Origin of the sequence: Ruegeria arenilitoris, assembly GCF_013032855.1 — a bacterium.
GTDB lineage: Bacteria > Pseudomonadota > Alphaproteobacteria > Rhodobacterales > Rhodobacteraceae > Ruegeria > Ruegeria arenilitoris.
On sequence record NZ_WQDA01000002.1, the window covers coordinates 698603 to 714450 of the forward strand.

The 15848-nt window shown below is 62.3% G+C and carries 16 protein-coding genes; 7 read left to right on the forward strand and 9 right to left on the reverse strand.

From position 1 onward, the window contains the following. Position 1: 1 nt before the first annotated feature. From GOW72_RS09695 to GOW72_RS09710, 4 genes are all read right to left on the reverse strand, one after another. Entirely contained in the window at positions 2-934 is a 933-nt protein-coding gene (locus GOW72_RS09695) for a nickel/cobalt transporter (protein ID WP_170366681.1), read from the reverse strand. Further along, positions 919-1566: a DUF1007 family protein gene (locus GOW72_RS09700; RefSeq protein WP_170366682.1), complete on the reverse strand. Its 648-nt coding sequence runs from the start codon at positions 1564-1566 to the stop codon at positions 919-921. Before GOW72_RS09700 ends, GOW72_RS09695 begins: the two co-directional genes overlap by 16 nt. A gap of 68 nt (positions 1567-1634) precedes the next feature. Continuing rightward, positions 1635-2450, reverse strand: coding sequence for a thioesterase family protein (locus GOW72_RS09705; protein WP_244952371.1), 816 nt, complete (start codon positions 2448-2450; stop codon positions 1635-1637). Position 2451: 1 nt separating this feature from the next. Beyond that, complete coding sequence (locus tag GOW72_RS09710) at positions 2452-3687, reverse strand: acyl-CoA dehydrogenase family protein (protein WP_170366683.1); 1236 nt, start codon at positions 3685-3687, stop codon at positions 2452-2454. A 129-nt stretch (positions 3688-3816) separates the two neighbouring features. Here GOW72_RS09710 and GOW72_RS09715 point away from each other — a divergent pair, with 129 nt between their 5' ends. Further along, complete coding sequence (locus GOW72_RS09715) at positions 3817-4752, forward strand: 2-hydroxyacid dehydrogenase (protein WP_170366684.1); 936 nt, start codon at positions 3817-3819, stop codon at positions 4750-4752. 7 nt (positions 4753-4759) lie between these two features. Here GOW72_RS09715 and GOW72_RS09720 read toward each other — a convergent pair whose 3' ends face one another. After that, positions 4760-5116 carry a hypothetical protein gene (locus tag GOW72_RS09720; protein WP_170366685.1) on the reverse strand — a complete coding sequence of 119 codons (357 nt, stop codon included), beginning with the start codon at positions 5114-5116 and terminating at the stop codon, positions 4760-4762. Positions 5117-5293: 177 nt separating this feature from the next. Here GOW72_RS09720 and GOW72_RS09725 point away from each other — a divergent pair, with 177 nt between their 5' ends. From GOW72_RS09725 to GOW72_RS09735, 3 genes are all read left to right on the forward strand, one after another. Then, positions 5294-6127 carry a bifunctional allantoicase/(S)-ureidoglycine aminohydrolase gene (locus tag GOW72_RS09725; protein WP_170358122.1) on the forward strand — a complete coding sequence of 278 codons (834 nt, stop codon included), beginning with the start codon at positions 5294-5296 and terminating at the stop codon, positions 6125-6127. 111 nt (positions 6128-6238) lie between these two features. After that, a complete protein-coding gene (locus GOW72_RS09730) occupies positions 6239-6562 on the forward strand; it encodes a hypothetical protein (RefSeq protein WP_244952372.1) in 324 nt (107 codons plus the stop codon). Between the two features lie 54 nt (positions 6563-6616). Further along, on the forward strand, positions 6617-7606 hold the full coding sequence (locus GOW72_RS09735) for a type I glyceraldehyde-3-phosphate dehydrogenase (protein ID WP_170366686.1): 990 nt from the start codon (positions 6617-6619) through the stop codon (positions 7604-7606). Positions 7607-7646: 40 nt separating this feature from the next. On the opposite strand, the gene GOW72_RS09740 is transcribed toward GOW72_RS09735, so the two are convergent. The 3 genes from GOW72_RS09740 to puuE form a co-directional block, all read right to left on the reverse strand. After that, positions 7647-9074, reverse strand: a complete 1428-nt coding sequence (locus GOW72_RS09740) for a uracil-xanthine permease family protein (protein WP_093962810.1) — start codon at positions 9072-9074, stop codon at positions 7647-7649. Positions 9075-9140: 66 nt separating this feature from the next. Next, entirely contained in the window at positions 9141-9629 is a 489-nt protein-coding gene (locus tag GOW72_RS09745) for an ureidoglycolate lyase (RefSeq protein WP_170366687.1), read from the reverse strand. Then, complete coding sequence (gene puuE / locus GOW72_RS09750; protein ID WP_170366688.1) at positions 9626-11044, reverse strand: allantoinase PuuE; 1419 nt, start codon at positions 11042-11044, stop codon at positions 9626-9628. The genes GOW72_RS09745 and puuE overlap by 4 nt, the downstream gene beginning before the upstream one ends. Positions 11045-11246: 202 nt before the next feature. On the opposite strand from puuE, the gene uraH reads away from it, so the two are divergent. Beyond that, positions 11247-11603 (forward strand): hydroxyisourate hydrolase, encoded by a 357-nt coding sequence (uraH, locus tag GOW72_RS09755; RefSeq protein WP_093963044.1) that lies wholly within the window; start codon positions 11247-11249, stop codon positions 11601-11603. Between the two features lie 4 nt (positions 11604-11607). On the opposite strand, the gene GOW72_RS09760 is transcribed toward uraH, so the two are convergent. Continuing rightward, a complete protein-coding gene (locus GOW72_RS09760; protein WP_093963045.1) occupies positions 11608-12522 on the reverse strand; it encodes a LysR family transcriptional regulator in 915 nt (304 codons plus the stop codon). A 95-nt stretch (positions 12523-12617) separates the two neighbouring features. Here GOW72_RS09760 and GOW72_RS09765 point away from each other — a divergent pair, with 95 nt between their 5' ends. Both GOW72_RS09765 and GOW72_RS09770 read left to right on the forward strand, forming a co-directional pair. Further along, positions 12618-13841, forward strand: a complete 1224-nt coding sequence (locus GOW72_RS09765; RefSeq protein ID WP_170366689.1) for a urate hydroxylase PuuD — start codon at positions 12618-12620, stop codon at positions 13839-13841. 231 nt (positions 13842-14072) lie between these two features. Continuing rightward, entirely contained in the window at positions 14073-15800 is a 1728-nt protein-coding gene (locus GOW72_RS09770) for an autotransporter assembly complex protein TamA (RefSeq protein ID WP_244952373.1), read from the forward strand. Positions 15801-15848 lie beyond the last annotated feature (48 nt).

A 15848-nucleotide genomic window follows, 5' to 3' on the forward strand; every position in this document is an offset into this window, starting at 1 on the left:
GTCAGAGCGCGCGCAGCAGCAATCCACCGGCGATCACCGCGATCAGCAGCCCGGCCACCAGTTCGATCGTGGGCGCCAGCACGGCCGCGAACCGCGTAGCCGAGGCCGAGGCCAAGAGCCCTCCCCGCAACCCGAACGACGTCCAGCCAACCAGGGTGGTGACGGTCGCGGTGCCCAGCGCCATGGCAAAGGCCCCGGCGATACCGACCATCGCGATGCCCATCTGCCAGGTCAGGATCAGCACGAACAAAGCTCCGGTACACGGTCGCGCGGCGATGCCGGCGATCAGGATCAGCGCCTCGCGCAGGCTGCCGACCTGGGCCACCTCTTCCGCGGTGGGGCCGTGACGATGCCCGCAATCGGAACAGACCTCACCGTCGTGGTGGTGATGCCCGTGATCATGATGATGGTGATGGTCATGCGGGGCACTGTCCGCACGACCGCGCCGGGCGAAACTGCGCAGCGACCGCAGAACCAGCCACAGCCCGATGGCCGCGATCGCGCCATAGCTGACCGGGGCCATGATCTGCTCGGTGGCGCCGACCAGGCTTTGCCGCGACATCTGGAACACCAGAACGCCTGCATAAACCAGAACGATGGCCGTCACGGCCTGCCCCAGCGAGGAAAGCACGCTGATCGCCGACAGGCGCAGAAATGCGACATTGCGGCCCAGCCCGTACCCTCCGATCAGCACCTTACCATGCCCCGGCCCCACCGCATGGAAGAACCCATAGGCAAAACAGACGGCCAGCAGCGTGGCCACGGCCTCGGGCTGTTCGGCCCGCGCGGCCCGAAGGGCTCGGGCGATCTGGTTCTGAAATTCCCGCTGCTCGCCCGCAGCCCAGGACGCTAGGCTGTCAAAACCTCCGCTGCCCCAGAACCACAGCAGCAGCGCAATCGCCAGACCAACCGGCAGGATCAGGTAGCGGGACATGAAACGCGGATCTCGGTGGCAAAACGTTCACCGACCAGGGGGATGTCGTTCTCCTCGAGGTCATAGTCGGCGTCCAGGGTCAGCAGAAAGGCCTGCATCTGGGCCAGCTCGCCGTCGATATCCGGCTCGAACCTGTCGATCCGGCAGGTGTCAGGCCCGGAAACAGTGACCGGGCGCGTCACCTCGTAGGCGGTATAGAATGTCTCGTCATAGGGTTTGGCAGACAGCGCAAGGGCGGGTACTGGCTCGCCCTCGACCTTGCGCAGATGGGTGGTCACGATGCGGCCATCCTCGGTCGTGGCGCGCGGTTCCAGCGGGCCGGACAAGACAACCGGCTGATCGGAGGCCACGATGACCAGATCGCCGTTGTATCCTTCGACCCACTGCGCGTCGAAACCGGCGAGGCGCTGCTCCTCCGCCTCGGACAACACGCCGTCGCCGTCCTGATCCAACCTCATGTCTTCAAGCACCAGCAGCGAGTAGAACTCGTCATAGGCCCAAGTGACGCGGACATGCGTCAGGTTGCCCGACGCGTCCACGATGAATTCCAACCCGGTGTCGATGAAGACATGCGGGTGCGCCACCGCGGAAAACGGCAGGCAACAGGCGAGCAAGGTGGGTATCCAACGCATGAACGCGAAGATAGGGTGCCCGACCGGCGCTGGCAACGCGGTTCGGCGGTAAGCACGGATTTTGCCGCTCATTTCGGCGGAAACAGGACCAGCGTCTGCAGCGCCGTGCCGATCGGGCCTTGGGTATCGTACAGAACCGACTGCGACATCCCGATGCCGCTGGGCTGCCAGTGTGACACGGACTCCGAGGCGAGCCAGTCGGACATCGGCTCGCGGTGGACCTGCACCGTCAGGTCGGTGTTCATGAACCCCATTTCCGAGGTCGGCGCATTCCACGAAATTCCGTTGCCGCAATCGGCCAGCGGGCACAGCGACTGGATCGGTGAGGGGGTTTCACCCTCGAGCAGAGGCGGGGTGCGCATCCAGATGGTTTTCGGCCCCGCCCCCTGGTTGCCGCCCCTGGGATAGGCCACCTCGGAATGATGGGCAAAGCCGGGCAGGTCATGCCGCATTTCGCCGATGGGAAACGGGCCGTCTTCGATCTGCGACAGGTCGGGGCCTTGGATCGCCACATTCGGCACCGGCCCCAGATCCCGGCGCGCCAGATGCATCGTGGTGGCGGTCGCGCACAGCGTATCGTCCAGGTCATGCACCGTGACGCGCGTGGTGGCCAGCGTCTTGGTGTGGCGCACGGTCTCGGCGGCCACGCGAAGACCGGACAGAGGCAGCGGGCGCAGCAGATCGACGGTCAGGCGGGTCAGCATCTTGTCGGGGCCGACCTCGATCTCGGCCGCGCGCACGATCAGGCCCGCAACCGGGCCGGCATGACAGTGGTCAGCCGACCACGGCCCGCGCGCCGGGTCATTGCCGACAAAGGCCCCATCGGGCGCGACCCGGAAATAGGCGGTCTCACCCACCACTGGCCGCATAGCCGCGTCCTGCATGTCAGATCTTTTCCTGGGTATGCTTTTTCAGTTCGGCCCGCGCCACCTGACGGCGATGCACCGCATCCGGGCCATCGGCCAGCCGCAGCGTGCGCACATGCGTCCAGGCGGTGGCCAGCGGCGTATCCTGGCTGACGCCCTGCCCGCCGAACATCTGCACTGCCTCGTCGATCACCTTCAGCGCAACGCGCGGCGCGACCACCTTGATCTGGCTGATCCACGGGGCCGCCGCGCGCGCATCGCCCTGATCCATGTACCACGCGGCCTTCAGACACAGCAGGCGGGCCATCTCGATCTCCATCCGGCACTCGGCGATGATGTCGAAATTGGCACCCAGTTGCGCCAGCTTCTTGCCGAAGGCTTCGCGCTGCAGGGCGCGTTTGCACATCTGCTCCAGCGCCATCTCGGCCTGGCCGATCGCGCGCATGCAGTGATGGATACGACCGGGCCCGAGGCGCCCCTGCGCGATTTCGAACCCGCGGCCCTCGCCCAGCAGGATGTTCTCGGCCGGCACCCGGACATCGGTAAACCGAATATGCATGTGCCCGTGCGGCGCGTCGTCATGGCCGTACACTTCCATCGGGCGCAGGATCTCGATCCCGGGCGTGTCGGCGGGCACCACGATCATCGACTGGCGCTTGTGCTTGGGCAGGTCGTCGCCGCCGGTCTTGACCATCACGATGTAGACCTTGCAGCGCGGATCGCCCGCGCCGGACGACCACCATTTCTCGCCATCCAGAACATAGTCATCCCCGTCCCGCACGCAGGACATCGAGATATTCGTGGCATCCGACGAGGCCACATCCGGCTCGGTCATCAGATAGGCCGAGCGGATCTCGCCCTCGAGCAGCGGCTTGAGCCATTGTTCTTTCATCTTATCGGTACCGTAGCGCTCGAACACCTCCATGTTGCCGGTGTCGGGGGCGGAACAGTTGAACACCTCGGCGCCCAACGGGGTCTTGCCCATCTCTTCGGCGAAATAGGCGTATTCGACCGTGGTCAGACCAAACCCCTTGTCGCTGTCGGTCAGCCAGAAATTCCACAGACCGGCCGCCTTGGCCTTGGCCTTCAACCCTTCCAGGATCTCGGCCTGGCGTTCGGTATACTGCCAGCGGTCACCTTTGTTGATCTCGGCTTGGTATTCGTCTTCCAGGGGCATGATCTCGTTGCGGATCATGTCGCGGACGCGCTCCAGCAGCGTCCGGTTCTCCTCGCGCAAGACGAATGACATGTTCATGAAGAATCCTCCGTAGATCCCGGAACCGGGCTTTACCTTTGCGCCGAGGATGGCTTAGCTGCGGCAACTGTGTCCAGCCGCGTGACGGCACGTCACTTGCAATCAATTTGAAACGGAAGAGGGGCGCAGATGGCGTTGTTGATCGATACCGGGCTGTCTGACTGGATGAGCGATGCCGAGATTGCCGAAGAAGTACGGCAACATGCACCAACGGCCGATGTGCGCACGCCAAGCACCATTGGTGACCCGGCCGAGGTCACCATGGTGGCGGTTGTCGGCCTGCGGGACGATCACGCGACCCGCCTACCCAATCTGCAGCTGGTGCAAAAGTTGGGCGCCGGAGTCGAGACAATCGTGTCGAACCCCGCCCTGCCCGCGCATGTCCGCGTGGCCCGCCTGAAACCGGACGCCCCGGCGCAAGGCATCGCAGAGTGGTTTCTGGCCTATATCCTGTACGCTCACCGGAACATGGGCTTTCACGCGGACGCTCAGCGGCGGGCCGAGTGGCGGCCGAAAGCGCCGGTGCTGACATCTGACACCGTAGTCGGAGTTCTGGGGCTGGGCCATATCGGCAGCCGTACCGCCCGCATGCTGCGCGATGTCGGGTTCCAGGTCATCGGCTGGAGCCGGTCGCCCAAGCAAATCGAAGATGTGACCTGTCTGCACGGGCAGGATGCTTTGCCGAGAATGCTGCGCGGTTGCGACCATGTCTGCGCGATCCTGCCCTCAACCCCCGAAACCATCGGCTTGTTTGACGCAGAAATGCTCGGCGCGATGAAGGACGGCAGACAGTTGTTGAATGCGGGACGTGGCGACCTGATCGACGAGGAAGCCTTGATCGAGGCACTTGACCGGGGTCGTCCTGGGCACGCGGTTCTCGATGTGACCGCACAAGAGCCGTTGCCCAAAGACAGCCCCTTATGGCGGCACCCGGCGGTCACGATCACACCGCATGTGTCGGGATGGCATCTGGGTGATGCGTTGGCGGATGTTGCCCAGAACTTTCTGCGGCTGAGCGCAGGTCAGCCCCTGCTGCACGAGGTTGACCGCAGCCGCGGTTACTGAGCCGCGATTACGGCGTCAGAATCCAATTGCCGCTGGCATCCTTGCACTGACGGGTGCGGATTTCCGGGTTGGGCGCCGCCCCGGACGACTGCACAAAGTGCTGGAAGTGAACGCAGTTGTCCTTCACGTCCCGTATCCTGACCGTGCCTTTGGTGCCCGTTTTCTCGTTGACCCAGTTGCGCTCCTGCCCGACGCTTGGGGTCCCGCCTGCCAGCATCGAAGACGTCGTCGCGTCCAGAACCTGATAGTCTTCCGGGCTCAGCCCCATTTCGGCGATGATCCGGGACAGAGGCTTGGCATCGACCGCCCCCACGACACCCGACAAAAACAGCGCAAACAGGGCAGCAGGCAACCGGACAGTCATGCGAAACTCGCTTTCGTGAAAATTGATCTGCACCAAGAATATACATCCATGCAATCAGGGCCAAGCCCCAGCGGCCGGACCTTCAAATAATGCCGAACAAACCTATCGGACTGCCGGCGCTATCGGCCCGCCGCTGATGCGACCATAGTAATCGCAAACCAAGCTTGAGGCACAGGAATGGCTCATCAAAATTACTACGCGCCCACCGGCGGGCTTCCGGACCAGACTCAGCTGCTGACCGACCGCGCCATGTTCACTGACGCCTATGCCGTCATCCCGAAAGGCACGATGCGCGACATCGTGACCAGCTTTCTGCCGTTTTGGGAACAGACCCGACTGTGGGTCCTTTCGCGCCCCCTCAGCGGGTTTGCCGAGACGTTTTCGCAATACATCATGGAGGTCCAGCCGGGCGGCGGCAGCGATACGCCCGAGACGGACCCGAAGGCTCAAGGCGTGGTCTTCGTCGTCGAAGGGTCGGTTACCCTGACCCTTGCGGGGCAGGTCCACGAGCTGGACACAGGGGGCTATGCCTACATTCCGCCCGGGTCCGATTGGACCTTGCACAACCGCTCTGACGCCGTGGCCCGGTTCCATTGGGTACGCAAGGCCTATGAGGCCGTACCCGGATTGCCGGCCCCCGATCCGATCATCACCAACGAACGCGACGTCGCCCCAACCCCAATGCCCGGCACCGAAGGTCGGTGGGCCACCACGCGCTTCGCGGATCCAAGTGATCTGCGCCATGACATGCATGTGAACATTGTCACGTTTGAACCAGGCGGGGTCATCCCCTTTGCCGAAACACATGTCATGGAGCACGGGCTTTATGTGCTTGAGGGCAAGGCCGTCTATCGACTGAACCAGGATTGGGTCGAGGTCGAGGCCGGTGACTACATGTGGTTGCGCGCGTTCTGTCCTCAAGCCTGCTACGCGGGCGGGCCGGGGCGATTCCGGTATCTGCTCTACAAGGACGTCAATCGGCACATGCCGTTGAAACTGTCCACACGATGACCAGCAAAAGGTTCTGAAAACGGGCTTTTGCGTCGGCAGGGGTTCACAGGGACGGCGGAATTTGCTGAAATCAGAGGTGATTTCGTTTTGTTCATTCGTGGAGATTGGTCGATGAAACTGCGCGCCCCTCTGACGGCACTGGCCATGATCGGCTTCATGGTCGCCGTCGACACCGCCCCGGTCGTGGCGAAGGAAGCGACCAAAACCGTATCCGTCATGAGCCGCACATGGGCTGTGACGCAGGTTGCGGATGCCCCTGTCGTGTATCGTGCGACCCGCGACAACAACAACCTCAACCCGTTCGGCCCGCCGCCGCGCCTGCGCACGGTTCAGGCCATTGCGGCCATCCAGCAGGCAACCGGGTGCAAGGTGATCCGGTCAAGCATGTACCAGAATATTTCGGGCCAGTTCTTCTCGCAGGTCAGCTGCGGATAGCGGCGACGCCATACGGGCATTGAGGTCGGTCAAACGGCCTGCCATAGCTTGCGCATGAAACTCGCAATCAACGGATTCGGCCGCATCGGCCGCACGATCCTGCGGCAGGTCATGGCCCTGCCAGCGGGTTCGGATGTTCAAGTGGTGCTGATCAACGACATCGCACCGCTTGAGACCTGTGCCTATCTGTTCAAGTACGACAGCACGTTCGGCCCCTATGCCGGTTCGGTCGAAACCAGCGCCGGGGCCTTGCAGGTAGATGGACATTCGATTCCACTGAGCCACAGCGACGACCTTGCCGATGTCGATCTGTCCGGCGTGGACGTGATGCTGGATTGCACGGGTATCGCGCGCAGTTCGGATGTCGCAATCCGGGGCCTGCAGGCAGGGGCTGGCAAGGTGCTGATTTCCGGCCCGTCCCCGGCCGCCGAAACAACGATCGTTCTGGGTGCCAACGAAGACATGCTGGGCAGTGCCCGGATTGTGTCGAACGCGTCCTGCACCACCAACGCGCTGGCGCCGCTGGCCAAGGTGATCGACGAGATCGGAGGCATCGCCTCAGCGCACATGACCACGATTCACTGCTACACAAACAGCCAGCCGATGGTGGACGCCCCGCGCGGCGACCTGGCGCGGTCGCGGGCCGGGGCCTTGTCGATGGTACCCACAACGTCAAGCGCGACCCATCTGATCGACGAGGTTCTGCCCCATCTGGCCGGACGTATTTCCGGTGCGGCGGTGCGGGTGCCCACTGCCAGCGTCTCGGCCATCGATCTGGTCGCGACCCTGCAAAATGGAATGGATCCGGAGCTGTTCTCTGCCGAATTGAGCCGCGCCGTCGAGGCATCAAAGGTGCTCGGCTGGACCGACTTGCCGCTGGTCTCGTCCGATCTGCGTGCGCGACCGGAATCGCTGGTGATTGCCGGACCGGAAACACGTGTTGTCGGGCAAAATCAGGTCCGGGTTTTCGGATGGTATGACAATGAGTGGGGTTTTTCGGCCCGTATGCTCGATGTCGCCGGTATGATGGCTCAGACGGAATAGCCCGCAGCGCGCTTGGCGCTGCAGGGCTGAGTTACAGGTTTCAGTCGTGCGGCAAACTGCCAGCGCCGTGACCGGCCATTCCGCCCGAGACCTCTTCGGTCGATTCCTCGGCCAGTTCATGCGGCAGAATGAGGTTCAGCACGATGGCGATCAGCGCTGCGGGCAGCAGTCCGCTTGTCATCAGGATTCGGATTGTGTCCGGCAAGTGCTGAACCGCGCCGGGCTCCAGCTGCAAGCCGAGCCCGATCGACAGCGAGATGGCGAAGATCACCATGTTGCGCCGGTTCCAGTCCACGTCGGACAACATCGAAATGCCGGCAGCCACCACCATGCCGAACATGACGATCACACCGCCCCCCAGAACTTCGATCGGAACAGTGCGTATGATGGCGCCGACCTTGGGAACAAGTCCGCATAGGATCAGGAACAGCGCACCAATCGTGACGACATGGCGGCTCATGACACCGGTCATCGCGATCAGGCCGACATTCTGACTGAACGAGGTATTCGGCAAACCGCCAAAGATACCAGCGACAGCCGTGCCAACACCATCTGCGTAGGTCGCTCCCGCGATCTCTTTGTCCGTGGCCTCGCGACCCGCGCCACCTTTGGTAATGCCCGAAACGTCACCGACGGTTTCGACCGCTGACACGAAAGCCATGAGGCAGAACCCGATCACCGCCGCCAGCGAGAATTCGAACCCATATTTGAAGGGCACCGGCAGCGCGAAACCAGCGGCCCGCGACCAGCTTGTTCCAATGGCTTCGAACGTCACCATTCCGACCATCAGGGCGTAGACATAGCCGACAGCCAATCCGACCAGAACCGCAGACACCGACAGCATTCCGCGGGCAAAGAACTTGAGGCCCAGCGTGACGATCACGACGACCAGTGCCGCAGACCAGTTGAGCAGCGATCCGTATTCCGGCGTACCGATCGCAGGGACACCACCCGCCGCATATTGGATGCCGACCTTGACCAGTGCCAATCCGATCATCGTCACAACAAGGCCGGTGACCAATGGCGGCAGAGCGAAGCGGATCTTGCCAATGAACATCCCAAGGCAGGCGTGAAAGATACCGCCGATCAGAACGCCTCCGAACAGCGCGGCAAGGGCTTCAACGCCCTTGCCAGCCACCAATGGGATCATGATGGGCAGGAACGCAAAGCTTGTTCCCTGAACGATGGGCAATGCCGCACCAACCGGGCCCAGCGTGATGGTCTGCAACAAGGTCGCCAGCCCTGCAAACAGCATCGACATCTGGATCAGATACAGCAGCTCGGGAAAATCGGGCGAGTTCGACCCGAAGCCAAACCCGGCCGCACCGGCCACGATGATGGCGGGGGTCACGTTTGACACAAACATTGCCAAAACGTGCTGAATGCCAAGTGGTATCGCCTTGTGCAGCGCGGGCGTGTAATTCGGATCCCGAAGCTGATCGGGTGTTCCTATCGAAGTTTCGGCCATGATCTCAACTGTCTCCCTGTTTTCTCATGGGGGTCTTGCCGCTTCTCCGACGGCTTCAAAATTGGGTTAGCGTTCAACCACCTCGTAAGGGGAGTCGAACCAGTGCTCCTCGAGGTTTGCACCCGAACCGATACGGTCGACTACAGCGAACAGGCCAGGCGCGTGCAGCGGCGTCAGCACGCCATGCCACGTGCCCCGATGGTAGTTCACGGCCTGTCCCGGCTGCGTCACGAAGGCCTGTGGCCGGCCCGGAACGCCATCCTCATCCGGCGCGACGATCACCAGGAACGGCTGGTGGGACATGGGAATGAAGGCCTGGCTGCCCTGAGGGTGACGTTCGACCATGTCCAGTTGATAGGGCAATGCCCGCGGATTGGCATCGAACAGGCTGATCCCCGCGCGCCCATCCGCGAAATCCAGAACCGCCCGGTCATGGTATCGCCCGCACTGACCCTGGTTGATGATCTTGTCCGGCGTGCCCGAAACCTCAAGCGCATCGCCGAACGGTGCAAAGGCTTGGGCCGTCAGCGGCGCGATAGGAATGATCCGCGTCATGAGGGCAGCACGTCGCGCAGCCGGAACTCGGCGATGCGCTCGACCTGACGGCAAGCCTCGGCGAGTTCGGTCTCGCGGTCATTCTCGATGCGCCGCTGGAACGCATGCAGGATCGAGGCCTTGTCGTGGTCGCGCACCGCGATGATGAAGGGAAAGCCGAATTTTTCGGTGTAACGCGTGTTCAAATCGGTGAAGGCGTCGCGCTCGGCGTCGGTCAAGGCGTCCAACCCGGCCGAGGCCTGTTCCGAGGTGCTTTCGGCCGTCAGGCGTTTGGCCTGCGCCAGCTTGCCCGCCAGATCCGGATGCGCGGTCAGAACGCCCAGGCGTTCCTCGGGCGAGGCCGAACGGAACACCCGTGCCAGCGCGTTGTGTAGCCCGCCCGCCGTATCATGAGCGGGGCCCAGTTCCAGCGCCCAGGCGCGCTCGGCGATCCAGGGTGAATGTTCGAAAATACCGCCATAGGCCGCCACGAAGGCGTCGCGGTCCATCTGCGAGGGGCGCGGGCGGTCCTGCGGCGGATGATGCGCGGCCCAGTGTTCGGCAATCTGCAACCGGGTCGCGAACCATACATCGGAGTAGCCGCGCGCATAGTCCAGGAACCGCTTCAGCGCCATCACTCGGCCCGGCCGGCCGATCAGGCGGCAATGCAGGCCGATCGACAACATCTTGGGCGCGCCCGCCTGCCCCTCGGCATAGAGCGCATCGAAGCTGTCGCGGAGATACGCAAAGAACTGATCGCCCGAGTTGAACCCCTGCGGCGTGGCAAAGCGCATGTCGTTGCAGTCCAACGTATAGGGCACGATCAGCTGGTCGCGCCCACCGGTATGCATCCAATAAGGCAGATCGTCGGCGTAGGTGTCGGCCACATAGGCAAACCCGCCTTCCTCGGCCACTAGCCGCACGGTGTTGTCCGAGCACCGCCCCGTGTACCAGCCGCGCGGACGGTCTCCGACCACCTCGGTATGCAGGCGGATCGCCTCGGCGATCTGGGCGCGCTCTTCGTCTTCGGGCATGTCCTTGTGTTCGACCCATTTCAGGCCGTGGCTGGCGATCTCCCACCCGGCGGATTTCATCGCCGCCACCTGATCGGGCGAGCGCGCCAGCGCGGTGGCCACGCCATAGACGGTCACCGGCAGGTCGGCCATCAGGCGATGCAGCCGCCAGAACCCGGCGCGGGCGCCGTATTCATAGATGGATTCCATGTTCCAATGACGCTGGCCGGGCCAAGGCGCGGCACCCACGATTTCGGACAGAAATGCCTCGGACTCAGCGTCGCCATGCAAAACGCAGTTTTCGCCGCCCTCTTCATAGTTCAGCACGATCTGCACTGCCAGCTTGGCCCCGCCCGGCCACTGGGCTTCTGGCGGGTTGGCTCCGTATCCAATCATGTCGCGGGGGTATCGGGGGGGCTGCATTCTGCTTTCCGTCTTCAATTTCAGGCTTCCATTCGGTTTATCCCATAAAACCGTGATGGATTATCAAATCAATCCGAACGCTGTTTCCGGTTGTTTCGGCGTTCCCTGCGCCATGGCCTTTGCCGCAAGGTGGGCAATGCAAACCGGATTGCCTAAAATGGCATCCGAAGACGAAACGTGCAGACAACAGCAGGAGCAACTCGTGGCAGGCTATCTGACGACCCATGTTCTGGACACGGCGCGGGGATGTCCGGCCGAGGGGCTGAAAATCGCGTTGTACCGCGTGTCCGGCAATTCGCACCGGAAACTGGTTGAGATGGAAACCAATGCGGACGGGCGCACCGACAGTCCGATCCTGCCGGAAAAGACTTTCAAGACCGGTATCTACGAGTTGATCTTCTTTGCGGGCGACTACCTGCGGGCCTCCGGGCAAGCCGTTGAAGACCCTCTTTTCCTTGATCAAATACCGATCCGGTTTGGCATGTCCGACCCCGAGGCGCATTACCATGTGCCGCTTTTGCTGTCGCCATTCGGGTATTCGACCTACCGCGGCAGCTGACCCCTCAGACCTGCGACGTCCGCACCACATCGCCGATCCGCGAGATCATGAAATCCATGAACAGTCGCGCTTTGGGGTCCTGATGACGCCGATGCGTGTAGAGACACGCCATCTGGACCGAAACCGGTGGCGTGTCGACGGCAACGGGCACCAATCGCCCGGCCTTGAGATGCTCGGCCACTTCAAAAACAGGTTTCATCGCGATCCCCTGCCCAGCCAGCGCCCAATCAGTCAGAACATCGCCATCGTCGCACTCGAACCGCCCGGACACCGCAAACCGTTTCGGTCCTTCGGCTGTCTGCAGTAGCCATTGGAACTCGGTCGCCCCGGGGAATCGCAGGTTCAGACATTCGTGCCGGTCCGAGATCAGGTCCGCCCCGGTCCGGGGCATGCCCCGGCGCGCAACATAGTCTGGCGCAGCACACAAGACGCGCTGGCAATCCGCGATTTTGCGGATCCGCAAAGTGCTGTCTTCGGGTTGACCGATGAAGAACGCCAGATCCAGCCCTTCGGTCGTGAGATCAACAGACCTGTCCGTCAGACGCAGCCGCACGTCAATCTCGGGGTAGTCGGCAAGAAATTCAGGGACTTGAGGCGCTAACAGCCGTCGCCCGACCCCCAGTGGAGCCGCAACAAAAAGCGATCCCCGGGGCGCTTCGGTCAGGTGCACGACCTGCGCCTCGGCCTCGTTCACGGCATCCAGAACCGCAACCGCACCGGGGTAGAACGCCCGGCCCTGCTCGGTCGGGCTGAGGTTTCGGGTGGTACGCTGGAACAATCGCACACCCAAATGATCTTCGAGCTGGGAAATCCGCGCCGAAGTCACCGCTGGCGAGATTCGCAGATCGCGTCCGGCCGCGGACATGCTGCCAAGATCATAGACCCGGACAAAGGTACGGATATTGTCGAGATAGGACATCTTTTCGTTTTTTTTGATACAGTTTGACAATATACGGGAATACCGAAGAAAACCCCGTTTGCCTAGTGTGTCGGCAAGCAATCGGAGAGCTTTGCATGTATGAATTCGCCGTGTTCTGGGACTGGATGGCATTTGCGGTGCGGTGGCTGCATGTCATCACGGCAATCGCCTGGATCGGATCGTCGTTCTATTTCATCGCGCTGGATCTTGGCCTGAACCGCGACATCCCCGGTCCTGCTGATGGCGAGGAATGGCAGGTGCATGGCGGCGGCTTCTACCATATCCAGAAATACCTCGTGGCGCCCGAGCGGATGCCCGACCACCTGACCTGGTTCAAATGGGAAAGCTATGCAACCTGGCTCAGCGGCGCGGCACTGCTGATGATCGTCTACTGGGTGGGCGGCGAGCTGTATCTGATCGACGCACAGAAGGCCGATCTGGCGCTGTGGCAGGGCATCCTGATCTCGGCGGCATCGCTGACCGTGGGCTGGCTGATCTATGATTTCCTGTGCAAATCGGGTCTGGGTGAGCGTCCGACCCTGTTGATGCTGCTGCTGTTCGTTCTGCTGGTGGCGATGGGCTGGGGATACAACCAGATCTTCACCGGCCGCGCGATGATGCTGCATCTGGGCGCCTTCACCGCCACGATCATGACGGCCAATGTGTTTTTCATCATCATGCCCAACCAACGGATCGTGGTGGATGACCTGAAAAATGGCCGCACCCCGGACCCAAAATACGGCAAGATCGCCAAGCTGCGCTCGACCCACAACAACTATCTGACTTTGCCGGTGGTCTTCCTGATGCTGTCGAACCATTACCCGCTGGCCTTTGCGACCGAATACAACTGGATCATCGCGGCGCTGGTGTTCCTGATGGGCGTCACCATCCGGCACTATTTCAACACACGCCACGCCCGGGCCGGCAACCCGACCTGGACCTGGCTTGTGACGGCCCTGCTGTTCATCGCCATCATGTGGCTGTCCACTGCGCCGATGTACAAACCGCTGGAAGAGGCCGAGGCGCAGCCCCTGACACAGTTCGAGGAGCGCTTTGTGCAGGCCAGCGGCTTTGAAGAAGCCCATGACGTAGTCTTGGGGCGCTGTTCGATGTGCCACGCGCGCGAGCCCGTCTGGGACGGAATCCTCTGGGCCCCCAAGGGTGTTCTTCTGGAGACCGAAGGTGACATCGCGCGCAATGCCGAGCAAATCTATCTGCAGGCTGGAGTCAGCCACGCGATGCCGCCGGCCAACGTCACCTATATGGAACCCGAAGACCGCGAGGCCATTATCCGCTGGTTCCGAAACGCGGGCCTGTAGCGGCAGCTTTTCCACAACTTCGCATGGGAACGGGAAATCCGCGTTTATTTCTTTGCCTGAGCGGTTTGAGATGGTCTAACTATTCTCCAAGGGATCGTGACGCCGCGACAAGCGGCGCAAATTAATGCGGCCCGGGACAGGTGGAGCCATTTGATGCAGGCGAGCAGGCGTAGGGGCGGTCTGAAGAACTGGTGCGCGGGTGTGTTTTTTGCCCTCGCCCCGACCTGTGCGATGGCACTGGAAACATCGCTTGCAGCGCCAGGTTTGTCGGACGACCTGAAAAAGCAGATTGAGGAAACGTCCTCGGTCATGACTGCCGACAACCGGGGTCTGGACACGCCGCTTGAAGTTCTGTCCGCCGCATTGTCGGATTACCGAACGATCGTGCAAATCCTCTATGATGCCGGATATTTCGGCCCGTCGGTCAGCATCAAACTGGACGGAAAGGAAGCGGCAGATCTCAGTTCGCTGAGCGTTCCTGCACAGATCAATCGGGCAACGATCACCATTCGCCCCGGCAAAGCGTACAATTTCGGAACCGCAGTCGTTCAGCCTCTGGCCCCCGATACCGAGTTGCCCGAAGAGTTTGCCTCCGGCAAGCTGGCCACGACCGGCGCCATTCAACAGGCGACTTCGGCCGGGATTCAGGCCTGGAAGGACGCGGGCCACGCCAAAGCGAAACTGCGCGATCAACAGATCATCGCCCGGCACGCACAGGCCCAGCTGGACGCCCGGATCGACCTGGACCAAGGACCGCGCCTGAAGTTCGGCAAGATGTATATCGAAGGCGGCACCGATGTCCGCCACAGTTCGATCGAGAAAATCGCCGGTTTCCCGTCGGGCGAGGTCTACTCGCCCGAAAAGCTGCAAAAGGTCGGCACACGGCTGCGGCGGACCGGTACGTTCAGCACCGTCTCGATCCAGGAACGGGACACGCCGAACCCGGACGGCACGCTGGATTTCGACGCCACCTTCGAGGACTTGCCCAAACGCCGCTTGACGTTTGGGGTCGAACTGGCCTCGCGCGATGGCTTGGACGTGACCGCGACCTGGACCCACCGCAACGTGTTCCGCCGCGCTCAACGGCTGCGCTTTGAGGCCGCCATCCGAAACATCGGCGGGTCTGAGGATATCGACGGGCGGTTGGGTCTGCGTCTGGATCAGCCCGACCGACTGGGCCCCGACGACAACACCTTCTGGAGCGCGCTGCTCGAGCGCCGAAATACCGACAATTACAGCGTGTCGGTTGCCTCGCTGACCTATGGTGCGCGGCGGACGTTCTCGGACGAGTTGTATGCCGAGGCGGCTGTGGGCTTTTCCATCTCAAACGCTGACGACGCCTATGGTGACGGCCGCAAGTTCCGATATTTCATCATTCCGTTCCGGTCCGAGTGGGACAAACGCGACAGCAAGGTCAGCGCCACCCGCGGGTATTACCTGGACAGCCAATTCATGCCCTTTGTCGGCATCTCGGGCACGGATACCGGGCTGCGCCTGTTTTTCGACGGTCGCGCCTATACCAGCCTGGGCACTGGCGGTCGGATCGTACTGGCTGGTCGGGTGCAACTTGGATCGATCCTCGGCCCCCCGGCAGATGGTGTCACACCGGATTTCCTGTTCTTCTCCGGCGGCGCGGGCACCGTTCGCGGTCAGCCCTATGAAAGCCTTGGTGTCCCCGTCGGCACGGGCATTGCCGGCGGCAAGTCCTTTCTTGGCCTGTCGGGCGAGGTGCGCGGCAAGGTCACTGAAAAGCTGTCTCTTGTTGGGTTTTACGACTACGGTATCGTGGACACGTCCTCGTTCATCGGCAGTGGCGCCGAGTACCACGCGGGCGCGGGCCTTGGCGTTCGGTACGATCTGGGCGGCTTCGGCCCGCTGAGGCTGGACCTGGCGGTGCCTGTGCAAGGTGACACGGGCAACGGGCTGCAGTTCTATATCGGGATCGGGCAAGCATTTTGAGGCGTTACCTTTCATATCCTCTGGCAGTCGGGGCAACCGCCTTTGCCC